Below are 22,202 nucleotides of genomic sequence, written 5' to 3'. Positions count from 1 at the left end.
CAGGTGAAATTTGTGAGCCAGCCTACGCCAGCCGTGCGTACCTTCCAAGACTTGATCCTCGCCCTCCAGCAATACTGGGCAGAACAAGGTTGCGTGGTACTTCAGCCCTACGATATGGAAGTAGGCGCCGGCACGTTCCACACTGCCACGTTTCTGCGCGCCGTAGGCCCGGAAACCTGGAACGCCGCTTACGTACAGCCAAGCCGTCGCCCGACTGACGGCCGCTACGGCGAAAACCCGAACCGCCTGCAGCATTACTATCAGTTCCAGGTGATTCTCAAGCCCAACCCGGACAACTTCCAGGAACTGTACCTGGGTTCGCTTAAGCACATCGGCCTCGATCCGCTGGTGCACGACGTGCGTTTCGTCGAAGACAACTGGGAATCGCCGACGCTGGGCGCCTGGGGTCTGGGCTGGGAGATCTGGCTCAACGGTATGGAAGTCTCGCAGTTCACCTACTTCCAGCAGGTCGGCGGCCTTGAGTGCTACCCGGTTACCGGCGAAATCACTTACGGCCTTGAGCGTCTGGCCATGTACCAGCAGGGCGTGGACTCGGTCTACGATCTGGTCTGGGCTGACGGCCCGTTCGGCAAAGTGACTTACGGCGACGTGTTCCATCAAAACGAGGTAGAACAGTCGACCTACAACTTCGAACACGCCAACGTCGACAAACTGTTCGAACTGTTCGATTTCTATGAGAGCGAAGCCGCACGTCTGATCGAGCTGGAGCTGCCGTTGCCGGGCTATGAAATGGTCCTCAAGGCCTCGCACACCTTCAACCTGCTGGATGCCCGCCGCGCGATTTCCGTGACCGCGCGTCAGCAATACATCCTGCGCGTGCGCACGCTGGCCCGCTCGGTGGCTCAGGCCTACCTGCAGGCCCGCGCCCGTCTCGGTTTCCCGATGGCGCCGCCCGATCTACGCGATGAAGTGTTGGCCAAGCTGGAGGCAGCGCAATGAGTGCTCAAGATTTTCTGGTTGAACTGGGCACTGAAGAACTGCCACCCAAGACCCTCGTTTCCCTGGCAGATGCATTTCTGGCCGGTATTGAAAAAGGCCTGTCGGGCGCAGGTCTGACCTACAGCGCCAAACAGGTCTACGCTGCACCGCGTCGCCTGGCCGTGCTGATCACCGCGCTGGCCACACAACAGCCGGATCGCAGCGTCAACCTCGACGGCCCACCGCGTCAGGCAGCCTTCGATGCGGACGGCAACCCGACGCAGGCAGCACTGGGCTTCGCCAAGAAGTGCGGCGTCGACCTGAGCGAAATCGATCAGAGCGGCCCGAAACTGCGCTACAGCCAGACCATCCTCGGCAAGCCGACCACGTCGCTGCTGCCAACCATTGTCGAAGACTCGCTGAACGACCTGCCGATTGCCAAGCGTATGCGCTGGGGTGCCCGCAAGGAAGAGTTCGTGCGTCCGACCCAGTGGCTGGTGATGCTGTTCGGTGATCAGGTGGTTGACTGCACGATCCTTGCCCAGAGCGCGGGTCGTCATTCTCGTGGTCATCGCTTCCATCACCCGCAAGACGTGCGTATTTCTTCGCCTGCCGGGTACCTCAGCGACCTGCGCGCCGCGCACGTACTGGCCGACTTCAATGAACGTCGGCAGATCATCAGCAAGCGCGTCGACGAGCTGGCCACCCAACAGGAAGGCACCGCCATCGTGCCGCCAAGCCTGCTGGACGAAGTGGCCGGTCTGGTCGAGTGGCCGGTTCCGCTGGTGTGCTCTTTTGAAGAACGTTTCCTGGAAGTACCTCAGGAAGCGCTGATTACTACCATGCAGGACAACCAGAAATACTTTTGCCTGCTGGATGCCGAAGGCAAGTTGCTGCCGCGCTTTATCACCGTGGCCAACATCGAGAGCAAAGACCCGGCGCAAATCGTTGCCGGTAACGAGAAGGTGGTTCGTCCACGCCTGACTGATGCCGAGTTCTTCTTCAAGCAGGACAAGAAGCAGAAGCTGGAAACCTTCAACGATCGTCTGAAAAACGTCGTGTTCCAGGCACAATTGGGTAGCGTGTTCGACAAAGCCGAGCGCGTCTCGAAACTGGCTGCCTACATCGCCCCGCGCATCGGCGGCGACGCCCAGCGTGCGGCACGGGCTGGCCTGCTGTCCAAGTGCGACCTGTCGAGCGAGATGGTCGGCGAGTTCCCGGAAATGCAGGGCATTGCCGGTTACTACTACGCCAAGGCGGACGGCGAACCTGAAGATGTTGCGCTGGCGCTCAACGAGCAGTACATGCCACGTGGCGCGGGCGCCGAACTGCCGACAACGCTGACTGGCGCTGCGGTGGCCATCGCCGACAAACTCGACACGCTGGTCGGTATCTTCGGTATCGGCATGCTGCCCACCGGCAGCAAAGACCCCTATGCGCTGCGTCGTGCTGCGTTGGGTATCCTGCGTATTCTGATCGAGAAGAAGCTCGACCTGAACCTGGTCGAAACGGTGAAATTCGCAGTCACGCAGTTTGGCGCGAAGATCAAGCCTGCCGGTCTGGCGGAGCAGGTACTCGACTTCATCTTCGACCGTCTGCGTGCGCGTTATGAAGACGAAGGCGTCGATGTGGCTGTGTACCTCTCGGTACGTGCGCTGCAACCTGCTTCGGCGCTGGATTTCGATCAGCGTGTTCAGGCGGTCCAGGCTTTCCGCAAACTGCCACAGGCCGCTGCACTGGCCGCGGTGAACAAGCGCGTATCGAACCTGTTGAGCAAGGCCGAGGGCAGCATTGCCCAGACCGTCGAGCCCAAGTATTTCGACAACGCCAACGAGTTTTCGCTGTACTCGGCTATTCAGCAGGCTGACCACGCGGTCCAGCCGATGGCTGCCGAGCGTCAATACAGCGAATCGCTGGCGCGTCTGGCGATGCTGCGTGAGCCGGTCGATGCATTCTTCGAAGCGGTAATGGTCAACGCGGAAGACGCCAATGTGCGCGCCAACCGTTATGCCTTGTTGTCGCGTTTGCGCGGCCTGTTCCTTGGCGTTGCCGATATCTCGCTGCTGGGCTGAGAAGGAGTCGATGGTGAAACTGCTGATACTTGATCGAGACGGAGTCATCAACCATGACTCCGATGCTTACATAAAGTCAGTGAAGGAGTGGGTGCCCATTCCCGGCTCGATCAAGGCTATCGCAGATCTGAGCAAGGCCGGCTGGACGGTGGCCGTCGCCACTAACCAGTCGGGCATTGCCCGAGGTTATTATGATCTGGCCACGCTGGACGCCATGCATGAGCGCTTGCGCAAGCTGGTGGCAGAGCAGGGTGGCGAGGTCGGTTTGATCGTCTACTGCCCGCATGGGCCAGACGATGCCTGTAGCTGCCGCAAGCCCAAACCCGGCATGCTGCAGGCCATCGTCACTCATTACGCAGTAGACCCCAAAGGTCTCTGGTTCGTGGGCGACAGTAAAGGTGACCTACAGGCCGCTTTGGCCGTCGATTCTCAGCCTGTGCTGGTGATGACCGGCAAAGGCCGCAAGACGATGGAAGGCGGAGTGCCGGCAGGCACGTTGATTTTTGACGATCTGGCGGCAGTTGCCGCAGAACTTATCCACAACAGCGCTCACTGAACAGTCAGCTCTTCAGGTTCAGGGCGCTCAAGGAGCGGGCACCTGCCCGTACGGTAAACGTAACTATGTCGATCATGCAGGCAATCAGGACCTTCTTTTTCTACCTGTTGCTGGGCACCAGCTCGCTGTTGTGGTGCACGTTGAGTTTTTTCATTGCGCCTTTTCTGCCGTTCAAAGCCCGCTATCGCTTCATTAACGTCTATTGGTGCCGCTGCGCCATCTGGCTGACCAAGGTGTTTCTGAACATCCAGGTTGAAGTGACTGGCGCCGAAAACGTACCGACCCCCCCCTGCGTGATCATCTCCAACCATCAGAGCACCTGGGAGACTTTCTTCCTGTCGGCGTACTTCGAGCCGATGAGCCAGGTCCTCAAGCGTGAGCTGCTGTATGTGCCGTTCTTCGGCTGGGCCATGGCGATGCTGCGCCCCATTGCCATTGACCGTGATAACCCTAAAGCCGCACTGCGGGAAATCGCCAAGAAAGGCGACGAACTTCTAAAGGATGGCGTCTGGGTGCTGATATTCCCGGAGGGTACACGCGTACCTTATGGCCAAGTCGGAAAATTCTCTCGCGGCGGTACTGCGTTGGCGGTAAACGCTGATCTGCCAGTCCTGCCTGTCGCGCATAACGCTGGCAAATACTGGCCTCGAGATGGCTGGGCGAAAAAGCCAGGCACTATTCAGGTAGTGATTGGCGAACCGATGTACGCAGAAGGTACAGGCCCGCGCGCCATTGCTGCGTTGAATGACCGTGTGCAGGCCTGGAATGAGGAAGCGCAGCGCGCGATGGGCTCGCCTGTTACACCAGCAGCAAGTCCTGAAAAAGTCCCGGCGTGATTTTGTGGATAACCTGTGTACAGTTTTTCTTAAATCCGTCAAAAACCCTGGCTAACTCTTTAATTCGTATACATATTTTTTCAGGCTATAAAAACCGGAAAAACGTGCATAAGTTTTGGTGATGTATCAAAAACCGACCTCAAAAAGGTCGGTTTTTTTTGCGTGGGTTAACGCCCGAGGCGAAGCCAACTTCGCTTAGGCCAACGTACCGCTCCAATATTTCTGAAAGGGCAGAAGGGTGGCCGGATCCATTAATGCGTCGAATAGTCACTGATGTCCCAAAACTGTGGTGTTCCACGTGGAACACCGGTCGTAAGTTTTCTCAGCTTCAACACGCACACAGTTGTTGACGGTGCCCACGCTGATTTAAGCACGGCAGTCGCTGTGGAACAAGCCTGGCGGCTTCGATTGCCCCAGTTGCTCCTGGCCGGACCCAAAGAAACCGCACACGTTTGAATACTGTGAGAACGGTGCAAAAGCGCTGGCCTGGGAATCGACCAAAAAACGCGTGACGCCTGAGTTTTTCGCCCGGCATACGGTCAGCGAACTGGCGACCTGGAGCGATCACGAGCTGGAAGCAAAAGGCCGTATCACCGAGCCGATGCGCTACGACGCAGCCACTGACAAATACCTGCCCGTCACCTGGGACGAGGCGTTCGCCGAGATCGGCGCAGAGCTGCGCGGCCTGAGCGATCCGTGGAAGCTGGAGCTGTACACCTCCGGGCGCACGTCGAACGAAGCCGCCTTTCTGTATCAGCTGTTCGGTCGGCTGTACGGCATGGCCAACTTCCCTGACTGCTCGAACATGTGCCATGAAACCACCACTGCGGCGCTGCCCGAGTCGATCGGGGTCGGCAAGGGCACCACGACGCTGGAAGATTTCGAGAACGCCGACGCGATTTTCATCATTGGTCAGAACCCCGGAAGCAACAGCCCGCGCATGATGTCCGAGCTGCATGCGGCCGCAAAACGGGGTGCCAGCATCATCTCGTTCAACCCGCTGCGGGAAAGGGCGCTGGTATGCTTTGCGGCGCCGCAGGACCCGCGCGACATGCTCAGCCTTCATGGCGTAGAGATCAGCTCGCAGTACCATCAGGTGAGAATCGGCGGCGACATGATCGCCCTGCAAGGCGTTTGCAAGGCCGTGATCGAAGCCGACGACGTGGCCCACCGTGAAAACCTGCCGCGCGTCCTCGATGTGGCGTTCATTGAAGAACACACCCATGGTTTTGAGCAGTACGCCGATTATTGCCGACAGTTGCCCTGGGACACCATCGAGCGCCATTCGGGCCTGACGCGCCAGGCCATCGAAGAGGTGGCTGCGGTTTATAAGCGCTCGAAGGGGGTCATCTGCTGCTGGGGGATGGGCATCACTCAGCACAAGCGTGGCGGTGATGCCATGCAGCAGATCATCAACCTGCTGCTGTTGCGCGGCAACATCGGCAAGCTCGGTGCGGGGGCTTGCCCGGTGCGTGGGCATTCCAACGTACAGGGCGACAGGACGATGGGCATCTATGAAAAGGCCGGCGAACCGTTTCTGGCCAGCATGAGCAAGGTGTTCGGTTTCGAAGCGTCCAGAAAAAAAGGCCATGCCGTGGCCCAGACCTGCGAAGCCCTGTTGCGTGGCGAGGTGGAAGCACTCATTTCCATGGGCGGTAATTTATTCCGCGCCATCCCGGACACCGATGTGATCTGCCCGACCGTCAGCCGTTTGAAAATGACGGTGCTGGTCAACACCAAACTCAACCGCAGCGCGACGGTGCATGGTCAGAAGGCCTTTCTGCTGCCATGCGTGGCGCGTTCGGAACGCGACCTGCAGAACAGGGCAGCCTGCGGCTGCAAATCGCCCGTTCTTACGATCGCGTAGCAGCAGAAACATCGATTTGAGCTTTGCCATGAGGCCCGTTATTGACCATCATGAAGCCTGCTTACCCACCGCTGCTGCTTCAGATGAGTCCTGCCTACACACCTCGACCGCTCAAAAACCTCTTCACCGCTAACCAGTGCTGGGCACACCTCCTCGAGGAGGGCGGCTTACGCGACATCGAAGTCGAGTCCGTCACCAAAATGCTCGCCTGCGGCACCTCGATACTGGGCGTCAAACACTACACCTGCGGCAACCACAGCTGCCCGCACGTCAAATACCTGTGCAACACCTGCCATTGCCGGGCCTGTCCCTCCTGCGGCAAAAAGGCCACCGACCAGTGGATCACCGTGCAAAACAACCGTCTGCCCGACTGCCCCTGGCAGCATCTGGTGTTCACGCTGCCCGACACGCTATGGCCCCTGTTCTTCTACAACCGCTGGCTGCTCGATGCGCTGTTTCGGCTGGCGGCCGATAACCTGATCTACGCCGCCAAGCGGCGCGGTTTGCGCGTCGGGATTTAAGGGGCGCTGCACACCTATGGCCGGCGGCTCAACTGGCATCCCCACGTCCACCTGTCGGTGACCGCGGGCGGCCTGGATGAGCAGGGCGTCTGGAAAAATCTGTCGTTCCACAAAGAGGCCCTGCGGCGGCGCTGGATGTGGCTGGTGCGCGATTACCTGCTGGGACAGCCGCTTTCGCAACTGACGATGCCGCCGCCGCTGGCCCACATCCTCTGTGAAAGCGACTGGCGCCGTTTGATACTGACCGCTGGTGGCCAGCACTGGCACATCCACTTGTCGAAGAAGACGAAAAACGGCCGAAAGACCGTCAATTACCTGGGCCGCTACCTGAAAAAACCGCCCATCTCGGGCAGTCGTCTGGCGCATTACACCAACGGGGCCACGTTGAGCTTCACCTACCTGGATCACCGCACACAGACCTATCAGCAGGAAACGCTGAGCCAGGCCGACATGCTTTTCCGGGTGGTGCAGCACATCCCGGAGAAGCACTTTCGGATGATCCGGTATTTTGGATTTCTGGCCAATCGGGTCTGCAGGCAGTACCTGCCAAAGGTCTATGAAGCACTGAAGATGGCGACGCCAGGACCGACACCGAAGCTGTATTTTGTGCAGATGGCCAAAGCCTTTCTAAACGTCGATCCGTTCCGCTGCGTGCTGTGTGGCGCGCGGATGGTATACACGGCGGCAATCAGCGGGCTGACGGTGCAGGGACTGAACCTCAACGCTCAGGCGATTGCGCAGATGAGGTACGTGAAGCCCTGACAGGGCCTAGGTGCGTCCGCACCTAGGCTTCGCGGTGAAATAACCTGCATTAATACTTGTTGATAGGGATTTTCACTGCATAAGTAACGCATCAGCGTCTTCCTACCCATCGCTTTGAAGGCATGACGCCTCCGTCATAGCGTCAGCCTGATGCATAGGCATTTTGAAATTCCTATGCATGAACAGGGCAGCCTGCGGCTGCAAATCGCCCGTTCTTACGATCGCGTAGCAGCAGAAACATCGATTTGAGCTTTGCCATGAGGCCCGTTATTGACCATCATGAAGCCTGCTTACCCACCGCTGCTGCTTCAGATGAGTCCTGCCTACACACCTCGACCGCTCAAAAACCTCTTCACCGCTAACCAGTGCTGGGCACACCTCCTCGAGGAGGGCGGCTTACGCGACATCGAAGTCGAGTCCGTCACCAAAATGCTCGCCTGCGGCACCTCGATACTGGGCGTCAAACACTACACCTGCGGCAACCACAGCTGCCCGCACGTCAAATACCTGTGCAACACCTGCCATTGCCGGGCCTGTCCCTCCTGCGGCAAAAAGGCCACCGACCAGTGGATCACCGTGCAAAACAACCGTCTGCCCGACTGCCCCTGGCAGCATCTGGTGTTCACGCTGCCCGACACGCTATGGCCCCTGTTCTTCTACAACCGCTGGCTGCTCGATGCGCTGTTTCGGCTGGCGGCCGATAACCTGATCTACGCCGCCAAGCGGCGCGGTTTGCGCGTCGGGATTTAAGGGGCGCTGCACACCTATGGCCGGCGGCTCAACTGGCATCCCCACGTCCACCTGTCGGTGACCGCGGGCGGCCTGGATGAGCAGGGCGTCTGGAAAAATCTGTCGTTCCACAAAGAGGCCCTGCGGCGGCGCTGGATGTGGCTGGTGCGCGATTACCTGCTGGGACAGCCGCTTTCGCAACTGACGATGCCGCCGCCGCTGGCCCACATCCTCTGTGAAAGCGACTGGCGCCGTTTGATACTGACCGCTGGTGGCCAGCACTGGCACATCCACTTGTCGAAGAAGACGAAAAACGGCCGAAAGACCGTCAATTACCTGGGCCGCTACCTGAAAAAACCGCCCATCTCGGGCAGTCGTCTGGCGCATTACACCAACGGGGCCACGTTGAGCTTCACCTACCTGGATCACCGCACACAGACCTATCAGCAGGAAACGCTGAGCCAGGCCGACATGCTTTTCCGGGTGGTGCAGCACATCCCGGAAAAGCATTTCCGGATGATCCGGTATTTTGGTTTTCTGGCCAATCGGGTCTGCGGGCAGTACCTGCCAAAGGTCTATGAAGCACTGAAGATGGCGACGCCAGGACCGACACCGAAGCTGTATTTTGTGCAGATGGCCAAAGCCTTTCTAAACGTCGATCCGTTCCGCTGCGTGCTGTGTGGCGCGCGGATGGTATACACGGCGGCAATCAGCGGGCTGACGGTGCAGGGACTGAACCTCAACGCTCAGGCGATTGCGCAGATGAGGTACGTGAAGCCCTGACAGGGCCTAGGTGCGTCCGCACCTAGGCTTCGCGGTGAAATAACCTGCATTAATGCTTGTTGATAGGGATTTTCACTGCATAAGTAACGCATCAGCGTCTTCCTACCCATCGCTTTGAAGGCATGACGCCTCCGTCATAGCGTCAGCCTGATGCATAGGCATTTTGAAATTCCTATGCATGAACGTCGCTCCTCGTTTCACTCAGAAATCTGCCACCTTGCCCCAGGCTGAACCGTGGAAACGGTCTGGATGATAAGGTTTAGGGTCGACGATAGGGGCGACACCGCTGACAATGTGAGCGATCAAATGACCTGCTCCTGGTCCAATACCGAAACCATGGCCACTGAACCCGGCGGCCAGCACCAGCCCGGGCAGGCTGGCGATTTCGCCTATTCCCGGCACACCATCAGGGGTGCTGTCGACATAACCGGCCCAGGCTGCGTTGACCGATGATTGCTTGAGAGCGGGGACCATCGCCACCGCGCGCTTGTAGGTCAACTCCACCGCAGATGTATCTACCTTTGGATCGAGTATGCGCATTTTCTCCATAGGTGTCGGCTGGTCGAGACGCCACCTGCCACGGCCCTCGTGACCTGAGCGCAAGCCTTCCAGACCTCCCGGCGCCAGATTGCGCCAACGGCGCCCAAACATGGGCAGAAACTGCGCAGCAAACCCGAACAGCTGTGGGGTAGGATCAACCCTTCCACGGCCACTGATTGCCAGGGTGTAGCTACCGTCATGACGGCGAGTCATGGAAACATTTGAAGTATGCAATGCGGGCACCAACTCACCGGTCGGCGGGGAAACTGACATCACCGTCTGGCGAATAGTGGCCTGGGGAAAACTAATACCGTACTGGCGACAGAATGAGGAAGCCCACGCGCCTCCGGCAAGTACCGCGAGCCGGGTACGAATGGTGCCGTTCTCGGTGACCACGGCAGACAATCGCCCACCTTCGGTTTCCAGCCCCCGAGCGGCGCAACCTTGATGCACGGTGCCGCCCAGCGCCATGATCGCTCGCGCAACAGCTGGTGCTGCACGAGATGGATCGGCAGTACCATCCGTAGGCGCATAGACTCCGCCCTTCCATTGCTTGCCTGTAGCCTTTCCGCGTTCAGCAGCCTGCTGGGCGGTCAACATGTAAGTCTGGACACCTACAGTACGGGCAAATTCTCCCCAGCGTGCCCATCCCGCAAGTTCTTTCTCGTCGTTGCTCAAGTAAAGCAGGCCGCAGCGGGTGAAGCCTGTCTGCTCGCCGCTCTGCTTGGCAAACTGCTCCCACAGGTCCAGGCTTTTGGTTGCCATCGGCAGCTCCCGGGCATCCCGATTCTGCTGCCGGCACCACCCCCAATTACGACTCGATTGCTCGGCACCGATACGGCCTTTTTCAACCAGAGCGACCTTCATGCCGCGCAGGGCGAGGTAGTAGGCGGTGAAGCTGCCTATTATGCCGCCGCCAATTACAACTACATCTGCCTCCAAGGGAAGCTTGGGGGAGGTCTCGACGGGGATCAGAGGTGCGGGCATTTTTGCTATTCCTGCCAATATCGTAGTAATACGTGCAGCCTTGAGCGGCTGCGATATTGATCAGGTTAATCGGTCAGCGAAATCATCTGCGCTGAAGTTCTCCGCGCAAACGTACGGATCGACTGTTTTGGCCACTATAAACGGCAGATTCATTCAACGTTCATCGTGGCCAAGTCCATAAGATCGTTGCGACACAGGATAGGCCTGAAAGACACTCAAATGAAAAAGGCCAACCCTGGGGTTGGCCTTATCAAGCCGAAATCACCATGGCGGGATAACGGCTAGCTTTTCTGTGAAGCTACATGTCCATCAGAAGTCCAGGTTGGACACTGCCAGCGCATTGCTCTCGATGAAGTCACGACGTGGCTCGACCGCATCACCCATAAGGGTGTTGAAGATCTGGTCAGCGCCAATGGCGTCTTCGATGGTCACTTTCAGCATACGGCGCACACTTGGGTCCATCGTGGTTTCCCACAATTGGTCCGGGTTCATTTCACCCAGTCCTTTGTAGCGCTGGATGGTGTGGCGCTTGGTGCTTTCGGCCATCAACCAGGCGAGGGCTTCCTTGAACTCGGTGACAGGCTTCTTGCGCTCGCCACGTTGTACATAGGCACCTTCTTCCAGAAGTGTGCTGATCTGCAGTCCCAGAGCGGTAACGGTCTTGTAGTCATTGCTGCCGAAGAAGTCACGGTTGAAGGTGACGTAGTTCGACAGACCATGAGAGATCAGTTCTACCTCTGGTAGCCAGACGTTACGTTCACGGTCTTCACGCAGGCTGGCCTTGTAGACCAGACCCGATTTCTCGCCGGTGCGCAGACGCGCGTCGAATAGTGCCAGCCAGGCCTGCATGCCCTCGTGGTCGGACAGTTGGTCCAACGAGATCGGCGGCAGGTAGACGAAGTGTTCGGTCAGTTCCTGTGGATAAAGACGCGACAGACGCTTGAGAGTCTTCATGACCATGCGGAAGTCATTGACCAGTTTCTCCAGCGCAGTACCAGAGATGCCCGGTGCCGATTCGCTGAGGTGCAGGCTGGCGTCTTCGAGGGCCGATTGGGTCATGTACTCTTCCATGGCCTCGTCGTCCTTGATGTACTGCTCCTGCTTGCCTTTCTTGACCTTGTACAGCGGTGGCTGAGCGATGTAGATGTAGCCACGCTCGATCAGCTCAGGCAACTGACGGAAGAAGAAGGTGAGCAGCAGGGTACGGATGTGCGAGCCGTCGACGTCAGCATCGGTCATGATGATGATGTTGTGATAACGCAACTTGTCGATGTTGTACTCTTCACGGCCGATGCCACAGCCCAGCGCGGTGATCAAAGTGCCCACTTCCTGGGAAGAGATCATTTTGTCGAAACGCGCTTTTTCAACGTTCAGGATCTTGCCCTTGAGTGGCAGGATCGCCTGGGTTCTACGGTTACGCCCCTGCTTGGCTGATCCGCCAGCAGAGTCCCCTTCCACCAGGTACAGTTCGGAGAGGGCAGGGTCCTTCTCCTGGCAGTCGGCAAGCTTGCCCGGCAAGCCAGCGATATCCAGTGCACCTTTGCGGCGAGTCATCTCGCGAGCCTTGCGCGCTGCTTCGCGGGCACGGGCTGCGTCGATCATCTTGCCAACAACTGCTTTGGCTTCGTTCGGGTTTTCCAGCAGGAAGTCGGAGAAGTACTTGCCCATCTCTTGTTCCACTGCAGTTTTGACTTCGGACGAAACCAGTTTGTCCTTAGTCTGCGAGCTGAATTTCGGATCAGGTACTTTGACCGAAATGATCGCAGTCAAACCTTCACGCGCATCGTCGCCGGTGGTCGCGACCTTGTGCTTCTTGGCCAGACCTTCCTGCTCAATGTAGTTGTTCAGGTTACGCGTCAGAGCGGAACGGAAGCCCACCAAGTGAGTACCACCGTCACGCTGTGGGATGTTGTTGGTGAAGCACAACAGGTTCTCGTTGAAGCTGTCGTTCCACTGCAGGGCAATTTCGACACCGATTCCATCATCACGCTGGATGTTGAAGTGGAACACTTCGTTGACCGGCGTTTTGTTGGTGTTCAGGTATTCAACGAAGGCACGCAGACCGCCTTCGTATTTGAACAGTTCTTCTTTGCCGCTGCGCTCGTCCTTGAGGACAATGCCAACACCGGAGTTCAGGAACGACAGTTCACGAATTCGCTTGGCCAGAATGTCCCAGCTGAAGTGGATATTCTTGAACGTGTCAGCAGAAGGCTTGAAGTGGATCTGAGTACCGGTGGTATCACTTTCACCGACGATTTTCATCGGCTCCTGTGGAACACCATGCACGTAGGTCTGTTCCCAGATCTTGCCGCTACGACGAACCGTCAGCAGCAGAAGCTCTGAAAGGGCGTTAACAACCGACACACCTACACCGTGCAAGCCGCCGGATACTTTGTAGGAGTTGTCATCGAACTTACCGCCAGCGTGGAGCACGGTCATGATGACCTCGGCTGCCGACACGCCTTCTTCTTTATGCACGTCTACCGGAATACCGCGGCCGTTGTCGCGCACGGTGATAGATTCGTCTGGATGGATGATAATGCTGATGTCGTCGCAATGGCCTGCCAATGCTTCGTCGATCGAGTTATCAACCACCTCGAACACCATGTGGTGCAGACCGCTGCCATCGTCTGTATCACCGATGTACATTCCGGGACGCTTGCGTACGGCATCAAGTCCTTTCAGCACCTTAATGCTGGACGAGTCGTACGTTTGGTTTTCGCTCATGCAATCACTCCCGATGGTCGTGGGTCTGGGTGATACGGCCTTGTTCCACGTGGAACAAAGCGACTGGCGTTTCCGTCTGCCAGCCTTCCCTCAAAAATTCTTGATCTACACAGGTGATAAACACCTGGCAGCGTAATTCTTCCAGCAAGCGGCAAAGCGCGCGTCGATGGTTGTCATCCAGTTCGGAGGGCAAGTCATCCACCAGGTAAATACACTGGCCGCGACGGACCTGGCTGACCAGGTGTCCCTGAGCAATACGCAATGCGCAGACCACCAACTTTTGCTGACCGCGAGACAATATATCCGCCGCGTTATGAGCGCCTAATCTAAGGCGCAGGTCAGCTCGTTGTGGTCCAGCCTGGGTGTGGCCCATTTGCTGATCACGATGCAGGGAAGAGGCGAGCACTGTACTCAGCTCTTTTTCCTTGTCCCATCCTCGGTAATAGCTCAGGGTCAAACCTTCAAGCTCAACAAGTTCGCTCAAAGTCTGTTCAAAAACGGGCTTCAATGCCTTGATATAGGCGCGACGGAATTCATCTATTTCGTCACTTGCATAGCACAGCTCTCGGTCCCATGCCGCCTGTGAAGCGGCGTCAAGTGTACCATGCCGAAGCCACGAGTTTCGCTGCTTGAGGGCCTTCTGCAGGCGCTGCCAAGTGACCATAAAGCGAGGTTCCACGTGGAACACTCCCCAGTCCAAAAACTGCCTGCGTATCTTCGGTGCACCTTCCAGCAATCTGAAGCTGTCCGGATTGATCAGTTGCAGCGGCAATATTTCAGCAAGCTGAGCGGCACTTCTCGCATTCTGCCCGTCAATACGAATCTGGAATTCGCCTTGTCGGTCGCGCGAAACTCCGAGATTGCTGTGACCACCTTGCGCAAGATCGACCTGTCCAAAGACGGTGCAAGAGGGCTGCACGTACTGGATAACAGGGAGCAGGCGACTGCTACGAAACGAACGCGCGATCCCCAGCAGGTGGATGGCTTCCAGAACACTGGTTTTGCCACTGCCGTTTGCGCCGTAGAGGATATTGATACGCGGGGAGGGGGAGAGGGTCACCGGGTGCAGATTGCGCACCCCGGTGACCGAGACGCGACTAAGAGACATCTAGGTTGCGCTGGACATGAAGTTACAGACGCATCGGCATGACAACGTAGGCGGAATCGTCGTTATCCGACTCTTGCACCAAGGCGCTGCTATTGGAGTCCGACAGAATCAGGCGTACCTGCTCGGTCGTCATCACACCCAACACGTCGAGCAGATAGCTCACGTTAAAACCTATCTCCAGCGAATCGCCGTTGTACTCGACGCTGATTTCTTCCTCTGCCTCTTCCTGCTCTGGGTTGTTGGCCTGAATTTTCAATTGACCACTGGCCAATTGCAGGCGGATACCGCGGTACTTCTCGTTGGACAGAATTGCGGTGCGACTGAACGCTTCGCGCAATGCCTGACGGTCACCCAGCACCAGTTTGTCGCCGCCTTTGGGCAACACGCGCTCGTAATCCGGGAATTTGCCATCGACCAGTTTGGAAGTGAAAGTGAACTCGCCGGTAGTCGCGCGGATGTGATGCTGACCCAGAACGATGCTGACCATACCGTCCTGCTCAGTCAGCAGGCGCGCCATCTCGAGAATACCTTTGCGCGGGACGATCACCTGATGACGATCGGCATGTTCGATATCGGCAGACATCGAGCACATCGCCAGACGGTGACCGTCAGTGGCGACGGCGCGCAAAATACCGGCACTCACTTCAAGCAGCATGCCGTTGAGGTAGTAGCGAACATCCTGCTGGGCCATCGCAAAGCTGGTGCGTTCAATCAGGCGGCGCAACTTGCTCTGCACCAGATTGAAGGTCAGCGAGCCCGGGCCTTCTTCCACTGTCGGGAAATCATTGGCAGGCAACGTGGACAGAGTAAAACGGCTACGACCTGCCTTGACGATCAGCTTGGAGTCATCGAGTTTGATATCGATCAGCGCGTCATTGGAAAGGCTTTTGCAAATGTCCATGAGCTTGCGCGCAGGAACCGTGATTTCTCCAGGTTCGGCGGGCTCTTCCAGCTGGACGCGGCCAACCAGTTCGACTTCCAGATCCGTACCGGTCAGCGACAGTTGCTGACCTTCGACGACCAGAAGCACATTGGAAAGAACCGGCAAGGTCTGGCGGCGTTCTACCACGCCGGCGACCAATTGCAGGGGTTTCAACAGGGCTTCGCGTTGAATGGTGAAATGCATGGTCTAGTCCCTTGCCTTAATAAGCTGCACTGGCGTTATCACGTAGTCAGAGTGCGCAGCAGGTTCTTGTAGTCCTCGCGGATATCCGCATCGGATTCCTTGAGCTCGTTGATCTTTCTGCAGGCGTGCAAGACAGTCGTATGGTCCCGACCACCAAATACGTCACCGATTTCCGGAAGACTGTGGTTGGTGAGTTCCTTGGAAAGCGCCATTGCAACCTGGCGAGGCCGGGCAACAGAACGGGAACGACGCTTGGACAGCAGATCGGAGATCTTGATCTTGTAGTACTCGGCGACAGTACGCTGAATGTTATCCACACTCACCAGCTTGTCCTGCAACGCCAGCAAATCTTTCAGCGATTCGCGAATCAGTTCGATGGTGATGTCGCGGCCCATGAAGTGCGAGTGAGCGATGACACGCTTGAGCGCGCCCTCCAGCTCTCGAACGTTGGAGCGAATCCGCTGGGCAATGAAGAACGCCGCGTCATGAGGCAGATCGACCTTGGCCTGATCCGCTTTCTTCATGAGGATAGCCACGCGGGTTTCCAGCTCCGGAGGCTCGACAGCAACTGTCAGACCCCAGCCGAAACGCGACTTGAGCCGTTCTTCAAGGCCTTCGATTTCTTTCGGATAGCGGTCGCTGGTCAGAATGACCTGTTGCCCGCCCTCCAGCAGCGCGTTGAACGTGTGGAAAAACTCTTCCTGTGAACGTTCCTTGCGAGCAAAAAATTGAATGTCATCGATCAGCAATGCATCGACTGAACGGTAAAAGCGCTTGAACTCGTTGATTGCATTGAGCTGCAAGGCCTTGACCATGTCTGCGACGAAGCGCTCCGAGTGCAGGTAGACAACCTTGGCGTTCGGATTCTTCTTCAGCAGGTGGTTACCCACAGCATGCATCAAGTGAGTTTTACCAAGACCTACACCACCATAAAGGAACAGCGGGTTATAGCCGTGCTTGGGATTATCGGCAACCTGCCAGGCTGCAGCGCGTGCCAGCTGGTTGGATTTACCCTCGACAAAATTCTCGAAAGTGAACGTGCGGTTCAGGTAACTGGTGTGCTTGAGCGCGCCTTCGACCTGCACGGTACGTTGCTCCGCACGAGCGGGCGCCTGTTGCGAGCTGGCACCAGCCATTGGGTCGAAGCTGTCGCGTGAAGGCTCGTCGTGTGCTGCAACGTTCTGAACCGGTGCAGGCACCGCGACAGCAGCAGCCGGAGTAGCCATGGCGGGTGCAGACGATGAGACGCTGCTGACCGAATTGGCAGACAGCGCCTGGGACGCCGCGGCAGCTAATGGCGCATTCGGAGCGGCACGTGGTGCAGAGCTGCGCTTGCTTCCTATTAATAAGGAAAGGGCAGGCGCCATGCCTTGGCCATGCTCGCCAAGAAGCTCCAGCAAACGGCCGAGGTATTTTTCGTTGACCCAATCGAGAACAAAACGATTCGGTGCGTACACACGCAACTCGTCGCCTTCGGCTTCGACCTGTAGCGGACGGATCCAAGTGTTGAATTGCTGGGCAGGCAGCTCATCGCGCAAAAGCTCCACGCACTGCTGCCAAAGTTCCACTGACACGGATATCCCCTGAGTTGAAAGCCGGTGAGGCAAAAACAGCCGCCATTGTAACGATCCGCAGACGACTTATCCACATGTAGGTTGCTCACAGGCAGCTATAAATCAACGATTTATGCAGTGGTCACACGACAAACGGTCAAATCGTAAGCTCTGTGGATAACCCATCTTCAGCCCATTGCATAAGTCAGGGCTAAACTCTGTGCATAACTCGCCTGTGGATAAACCCGCATTCCATGCACAGCTTTTCCGACCGTGTGGCACAGGCAAAGCACCGCTTCTGGACAACCTTTATTTTCGCTGTACATACTGAATTACAAGGGCTATAGGATGTTATCCACAGAAAACGGCTACGTAAGAGTTATAAGCTTTATAAAGAAGCTTTAAATACTCTCTTCTTTTTATTTCTATAACTGACACGAGCCCGACTGCTCCAAATCGAGTGCCAGCGGGAAATTACCTATAAAAGACGCGTATGAAGAAAAGCTGGTTGGAAATTGACCTGCGGGACTGCTTTCTCTAGAATCCCCGGTCTCTTAAAACGGGGGCCATTCCGGCCCGTAGTGGACGAACCAGGTAACACGCCATGAAACGTACTTTCCAACCCAGCACTATCAAGCGCGCCCGCACCCACGGTTTCCGTGCACGCATGGCCACCAAAAACGGCCGCGCAGTCCTTTCGCGTCGTCGTGCCAAAGGCCGTAAGCGTCTGGCAGTTTGATAAATCGGCACAGGAGGTGAGTCGAGACTTCAGTCGGGAAAAGCGTTTGCTGACTCCCCGGCATTTCAAGGCAGTCTTTGACTCCCCTACCGGCAAGGTTCCGGGGAAAAATCTCCTGCTCCTTGCGCGCAACAACGACCTTGATCATCCCCGTCTGGGGCTGGTGATAGGTAAAAAGAGCGTCAAGCTCTCCGTCGAGCGCAATCGCTTGAAACGCCTGATGCGCGAATCATTTCGCCAACACCAAGACAGTTTGGTCGGTTGGGATATCGTTATCGTCGCGCGTAAAGGTTTGGGTGACGTAGAAAACCCTGAACTGATTCAGTATTTCGGCAAGCTCTGGAAACGTCTGGCGCGTAGCCGACCCATTCCGGAAGAAAAATCCGAACCTGCAGGGGTAGACAGTCCAGATGCGTAAACTGGCACTCGTTCCGATCCAGTTTTATCGCTATGCCATTAGCCCGCTGATGGCCAGTCACTGTCGTTTCTACCCCAGTTGCTCCTGCTACGCGTATGAAGCCATCGAAAATCATGGCCTTTTGCGCGGTGGCTGGCTGTCAATTCGTCGCCTGGGTCGCTGTCACCCATGGAATCCCGGTGGTTATGACCCGGTTCCAGCTGTCCCCACCTCCCGTTCTTCTTCGATGGCCGAGTAATCATGGATATTAAACGCACGATCCTGATCGTCGCCCTGGCAATCGTGACCTACGTCGGGGTTCTGAAATGGAACCAAGACTATGGCCAGGCTGCCATGCCGACCCAGAATGTTGCAGCCAGCACCACCGCACCGGGTATTCCGGATACGGCTGCTGGTACTAATGGTTCTGCAAGTGCCGATGTTCCAAGCGCAAGCGCTACGGCCAATACGGCTGCAGCACCTCTTGAAACTCCGGCCGTAGCCAGCAAAGACCTTATCCACGTCAAGACCGATGTGCTCGATCTGGCGATCGATCCGGTGGGTGGCGACGTCGTTCAGCTTCGTTTGCCTCTGTACCCGCGTCGTCAGGATCGTCCTGACGTTCCGTTTCAGTTGTTCGACAACGGCGGCGAGCGTACTTTTCTGGCACAAAGCGGCCTGACCGGGACCAATGGTCCTGATGCACGCGCTGCCGGTCGTCCGGTTTACACCTCCACACAAAAGACTTATCAACTGGCTGACGGCCAGGACACGATGGTCGTGGATCTGAAGTTCTCGGAAAACGGCGTCAACTACATCAAGCGCTTCACCTTCAAGCGCGGTCTGTACGATCTGGTCATGACTTACGTTGTGGATAACCAGAGCGCACAACCCTGGGCCGGTAATCTGTTCGCGCAATTGAAGCGTGACGCCAGCTCCGATCCTTCTTCGACGACTGCTACCGGTACAGCCACCTATCTGGGTGCTGCCCTGTGGACTGCGGCCGAGCCGTACAAGAAAGTGTCGATGAAAGATATCGACAAGGGTCAGATCAAGGAAACGGTCCAGGGCGGTTGGGTGGCATGGCTGCAGCACTACTTCGTGACTGCGTGGATTCCGGATCACAACGCCACCAACGCTGTTCAGACCCGTAAAGACAGCCAGGGCAACTACATCATCGGCTTCACCAGCCCGACTCTGTCGGTTGCACCCGGTGCACAAGGTGAAACCAGCGCTACCCTGTATGCAGGTCCAAAAAGCCAGGCGGTACTCAAAGAGTTATCCCCAGGTCTGGAGCTGACCGTCGATTATGGTTTCCTGTGGTTCATTGCCCAGCCTATCTTCTGGCTGCTGCAACATATCCACGCCATTCTCGGTAACTGGGGCTGGTCGATCATTGTTCTGACCATGCTGATCAAAGGCCTGTTCTTCCCGTTGTCCGCAGCCAGCTACAAGTCGATGGCACGCATGCGCGCCGTGGCTCCCAAGCTTGCACTGCTGAAGGAACAACATGGCGATGATCGCCAGAAGATGTCCCAGGCAATGATGGAGCTGTACAAGAAAGAAAAGATCAACCCGCTGGGTGGATGCTTGCCGATTCTTGTCCAGATGCCGGTTTTCCTTTCGCTGTACTGGGTACTCCTGGAAAGTGTGGAAATGCGTCAGGCTCCCTGGATCCTGTGGATAACCGACCTGTCGATCAAGGACCCGTTCTTCATCCTGCCGATCATCATGGGCGCGACAATGTTCATCCAGCAGCGTCTGAACCCGACTCCGCCGGACCCGATGCAGGCCAAGGTCATGAAAATGATGCCAATCATTTTCACGTTCTTCTTCCTGTGGTTCCCTGCCGGTCTGGTTCTGTACTGGGTTGTGAACAACACCCTGTCGATCGCTCAGCAGGCTTACATCACTCGCAAGATCGAAGCGGCTACCAAGAAAGCAGCTGCCTGATCTAACCTGTGAATAAGTTCTACAAGACGCCCCCTCGTGGGGCGTTTTGCTATCCGTCATTTGTCCGGGAGCCGGAGCATGAACGTTCCTCGTGAAACCATTGCCGCCATTGCCACAGCCCAAGGGCGGGGCGGTGTTGGTATTGTCAGGGTGTCAGGTCCTCTGGCGGGCAGGGCCGCCGAAGCCATTATCGGTCGGACCCTCAAGCCACGATTTGCCCATTACGGACCTTTTGTCGATGATGCCGGACAGGTACTCGATGAAGGGATCGCGCTGTATTTTCCGGGACCCAACTCGTTTACCGGCGAGGACGTGCTGGAACTTCAGGGCCACGGCGGTCCCATCGTTCTGGACATGCTGCTGCAGCGCTGCCTGCAACTGGGCAGCAGACTGGCTCGTCCGGGCGAGTTCAGTGAGCGCGCCTTTCTCAATGACAAGCTGGATCTTGCCCAGGCAGAAGCCATTGCCGACCTGATCGAGGCGAGTTCTGCACAGGCAGCGCGCAATGCACTGCGCTCGTTGCAGGGCGCTTTTTCGCGGCGTGTGGATAACTTGACCGAGAAGTTGATCAGCTTGCGGATCTATGTGGAAGCTGCAATCGACTTCCCCGAGGAGGAAATCGACTTCCTTGCCGATGGCCATGTCCTGAATATGCTCGATGACGTGCGTGCTGAGTTATCCACAGTGTTGCGTGAAGCGGGGCAGGGTGCCCTGTTACGCGACGGGATGACCGTTGTGATTGCCGGGCGTCCCAATGCAGGCAAATCCAGCTTGCTGAATGCTCTGGCGGGCAGAGAAGCGGCCATCGTCACCGAGATCGCCGGCACTACGCGCGATGTGTTGCGTGAACATATCCACATCGACGGGATGCCGTTGCATGTCGTAGACACAGCAGGCCTGCGTGATACCCAGGATCAGGTAGAAATGATCGGCGTGCAGCGCGCACTCAAGGCCATCGGTGAAGCTGACCGGATTCTGCTGGTTGTGGATGCAACGGCACCCGAGGCTGCCGACCCGTTTGCTCTGTGGCCGGAGTTCCTTGAGCAACGTCCGGATCCGGCGAAAGTCACGCTGATCCGCAACAAGGCAGATTTGAGTGGAGACCCCATCGATCTGCAAACCAGCGTAGATGGCCACGTCACTATCAGCCTGAGCGCCAGGTCAGGGGGCGCGGGGCTTGAACTGCTGCGTGAGCACCTCAAGGCCTGCATGGGCTATGAGCAAACCTCGGAGAGCAGCTTTAGCGCACGTCGACGCCACCTTGAGGCACTGCGCCATGCCAGCGACTCGCTGGAGCACGGCAGGGCTCAACTCACCCTGGCAGGTGCTGGAGAGCTACTGGCCGAAGACCTCCGTCAGGCACAACAAGCGCTTGGCGAGATTACCGGCGCATTCAGCTCCGACGACTTGCTTGGCAGAATCTTCTCCAGCTTCTGCATTGGCAAGTGACTACCGCTGAATGAAGTCAGGCGTGACCCGCACCGGGGTCATGCCTTTTCAGGCATCACAAGACGCTTTTTAGCCGCGTCGTTATCCACACGGTCTGCCATTTCCCCACTACCGCTCCCCACATGCTGAATTTGCCGAACAAAAATCCTCGGCGAAGCGATTTTCTGCGCCTGATTTTTGCTGACTGGGCGTTTTTATGCGGATTAAGCCCTGTGAATAACTGCCCTTCAGCTCGGTGGGTAAGCAGGGTGCAAACCTGAAGATAAACTGCCCTGTGGACAAGTGGCTATCTTATCAACAGGCTCAAGTCAGTTATCCAAACCCCTCATCCCTACATGAACACAGACTTTTGATTCTCTGTACATATTGAATATAAAGGCTTGTAGAGATATATCCACAGAAATCATGCTCAGTAAGAATAAACATAAAAACAAGGCTTTATAAACTTTCTTTCCTTTTTATTTTCTTTATTCGTGAGTTTTCCATAGCTGGTTAAATTTTGTCCAACGGGTTTCATTCAGGTGGGGTAAGTCCCTATACTTGTCAGCTATCCCAATT

At 56.9% G+C, this 22,202-nt stretch carries 14 protein-coding genes and 3 pseudogenes; 12 read left to right on the top strand and 5 right to left on the bottom strand.

What is annotated here, in order from left to right:
* Window positions 1–12: 12 nt before the first annotated feature.
* From glyQ to FFH21_RS28260, 7 genes and pseudogenes are all read left to right on the top strand, one after another.
* Window positions 13–960, top strand: a complete 948-nt coding sequence (gene glyQ / locus FFH21_RS28300) for a glycine--tRNA ligase subunit alpha (RefSeq protein ID WP_002551326.1) — start codon at window positions 13–15, stop codon at window positions 958–960.
* Window positions 957–3,011, top strand: coding sequence for a glycine--tRNA ligase subunit beta (glyS, locus tag FFH21_RS28295; RefSeq protein WP_002551325.1), 2,055 nt, complete (start codon window positions 957–959; stop codon window positions 3,009–3,011). The genes glyQ and glyS overlap by 4 nt, the downstream gene beginning before the upstream one ends.
* Before the next feature lie 10 nt (window positions 3,012–3,021).
* Window positions 3,022–3,567 carry a D-glycero-beta-D-manno-heptose 1,7-bisphosphate 7-phosphatase gene (gene gmhB / locus FFH21_RS28290; RefSeq protein WP_011167285.1) on the top strand — a complete coding sequence of 182 codons (546 nt, stop codon included), beginning with the start codon at window positions 3,022–3,024 and terminating at the stop codon, window positions 3,565–3,567.
* Window positions 3,568–3,632: 65 nt separating this feature from the next.
* Window positions 3,633–4,403: a 1-acyl-sn-glycerol-3-phosphate acyltransferase gene (locus tag FFH21_RS28285; RefSeq protein WP_011167284.1), complete on the top strand. Its 771-nt coding sequence runs from the start codon at window positions 3,633–3,635 to the stop codon at window positions 4,401–4,403.
* Between the two features lie 388 nt (window positions 4,404–4,791).
* Window positions 4,792–6,234 (top strand): annotated as a pseudogene (locus FFH21_RS28280) (FdhF/YdeP family oxidoreductase); the annotation flags it as partial.
* An 86-nt stretch (window positions 6,235–6,320) separates the two neighbouring features.
* Window positions 6,321–7,553 (top strand): annotated as a pseudogene (locus FFH21_RS28275) (IS91-like element IS801 family transposase).
* A 279-nt stretch (window positions 7,554–7,832) separates the two neighbouring features.
* Window positions 7,833–9,065 (top strand): annotated as a pseudogene (locus FFH21_RS28260) (IS91-like element IS801 family transposase).
* A gap of 201 nt (window positions 9,066–9,266) precedes the next feature.
* Here the strand turns inward: FFH21_RS28260 and FFH21_RS28250 are convergent.
* From FFH21_RS28250 to dnaA, 5 genes are all read right to left on the bottom strand, one after another.
* Complete coding sequence (locus FFH21_RS28250; RefSeq protein ID WP_004660314.1) at window positions 9,267–10,592, bottom strand: FAD-binding oxidoreductase; 1,326 nt, start codon at window positions 10,590–10,592, stop codon at window positions 9,267–9,269.
* A gap of 309 nt (window positions 10,593–10,901) precedes the next feature.
* Entirely contained in the window at window positions 10,902–13,319 is a 2,418-nt protein-coding gene (gyrB, locus tag FFH21_RS28245) for a DNA topoisomerase (ATP-hydrolyzing) subunit B (protein WP_004660471.1), read from the bottom strand.
* 4 nt (window positions 13,320–13,323) lie between these two features.
* A complete protein-coding gene (recF, locus tag FFH21_RS28240; RefSeq protein ID WP_011167281.1) occupies window positions 13,324–14,427 on the bottom strand; it encodes a DNA replication/repair protein RecF in 1,104 nt (367 codons plus the stop codon).
* A 22-nt stretch (window positions 14,428–14,449) separates the two neighbouring features.
* The gene (gene dnaN, locus FFH21_RS28235) at window positions 14,450–15,553 is read right to left on the bottom strand and encodes a DNA polymerase III subunit beta (protein ID WP_003367826.1); all 1,104 of its coding nucleotides are present in this window, start codon (window positions 15,551–15,553) and stop codon (window positions 14,450–14,452) included.
* A 38-nt stretch (window positions 15,554–15,591) separates the two neighbouring features.
* Window positions 15,592–17,127, bottom strand: a complete 1,536-nt coding sequence (gene dnaA, locus FFH21_RS28230) for a chromosomal replication initiator protein DnaA (protein ID WP_004666651.1) — start codon at window positions 17,125–17,127, stop codon at window positions 15,592–15,594.
* Window positions 17,128–17,710: 583 nt separating this feature from the next.
* On the opposite strand from dnaA, the gene rpmH reads away from it, so the two are divergent.
* From rpmH to mnmE, 5 genes are all read left to right on the top strand, one after another.
* A complete protein-coding gene (gene rpmH / locus FFH21_RS28225) occupies window positions 17,711–17,845 on the top strand; it encodes a 50S ribosomal protein L34 (protein WP_002551315.1) in 135 nt (44 codons plus the stop codon).
* 16 nt (window positions 17,846–17,861) lie between these two features.
* Window positions 17,862–18,263, top strand: coding sequence for a ribonuclease P protein component (gene rnpA / locus FFH21_RS28220; RefSeq protein WP_011169944.1), 402 nt, complete (start codon window positions 17,862–17,864; stop codon window positions 18,261–18,263).
* Window positions 18,256–18,501 (top strand): membrane protein insertion efficiency factor YidD, encoded by a 246-nt coding sequence (yidD, locus tag FFH21_RS28215; RefSeq protein WP_002551313.1) that lies wholly within the window; start codon window positions 18,256–18,258, stop codon window positions 18,499–18,501. The genes rnpA and yidD overlap by 8 nt, the downstream gene beginning before the upstream one ends.
* A 2-nt stretch (window positions 18,502–18,503) precedes the next feature.
* Entirely contained in the window at window positions 18,504–20,195 is a 1,692-nt protein-coding gene (gene yidC / locus FFH21_RS28210; RefSeq protein ID WP_011169942.1) for a membrane protein insertase YidC, read from the top strand.
* Window positions 20,196–20,273: 78 nt separating this feature from the next.
* Window positions 20,274–21,644, top strand: coding sequence for a tRNA uridine-5-carboxymethylaminomethyl(34) synthesis GTPase MnmE (mnmE, locus tag FFH21_RS28205; protein WP_004660485.1), 1,371 nt, complete (start codon window positions 20,274–20,276; stop codon window positions 21,642–21,644).
* The last annotated feature ends 558 nt before the right edge of the window (window positions 21,645–22,202 follow it).

Origin of the sequence: Pseudomonas sp. KBS0707 (assembly GCF_005937945.2) — a bacterium.
Lineage (GTDB): Bacteria > Pseudomonadota > Gammaproteobacteria > Pseudomonadales > Pseudomonadaceae > Aquipseudomonas > Aquipseudomonas amygdali.
This window is presented reverse-complemented; position numbering and strand designations above follow the sequence as displayed.

Excerpts from the sequence above, each read along its gene's own strand:
- FFH21_RS28250 (WP_004660314.1), bottom strand. The coding sequence starts at position 10,592 with ATGCCCGCACCTCTGATCCCCGTCGAGACCTCCCCCAAGCTTCCCTTG.
- gyrB (WP_004660471.1), bottom strand. The coding sequence starts at position 13,319 with ATGAGCGAAAACCAAACGTACGACTCGTCCAGCATTAAGGTGCTGAAA.
- gmhB (WP_011167285.1), top strand. The coding sequence starts at position 3,022 with ATGGTGAAACTGCTGATACTTGATCGAGACGGAGTCATCAACCATGAC.
- glyS (WP_002551325.1), top strand. The coding sequence starts at position 957 with ATGAGTGCTCAAGATTTTCTGGTTGAACTGGGCACTGAAGAACTGCCA.
- rpmH (WP_002551315.1), top strand. The coding sequence starts at position 17,711 with ATGAAACGTACTTTCCAACCCAGCACTATCAAGCGCGCCCGCACCCAC.
- FFH21_RS28285 (WP_011167284.1), top strand. The coding sequence starts at position 3,633 with ATGTCGATCATGCAGGCAATCAGGACCTTCTTTTTCTACCTGTTGCTG.
- mnmE (WP_004660485.1), top strand. The coding sequence starts at position 20,274 with ATGAACGTTCCTCGTGAAACCATTGCCGCCATTGCCACAGCCCAAGGG.
- yidD (WP_002551313.1), top strand. The coding sequence starts at position 18,256 with ATGCGTAAACTGGCACTCGTTCCGATCCAGTTTTATCGCTATGCCATT.
- recF (WP_011167281.1), bottom strand. The coding sequence starts at position 14,427 with ATGTCTCTTAGTCGCGTCTCGGTCACCGGGGTGCGCAATCTGCACCCG.
- yidC (WP_011169942.1), top strand. The coding sequence starts at position 18,504 with ATGGATATTAAACGCACGATCCTGATCGTCGCCCTGGCAATCGTGACC.
- dnaN (WP_003367826.1), bottom strand. The coding sequence starts at position 15,553 with ATGCATTTCACCATTCAACGCGAAGCCCTGTTGAAACCCCTGCAATTG.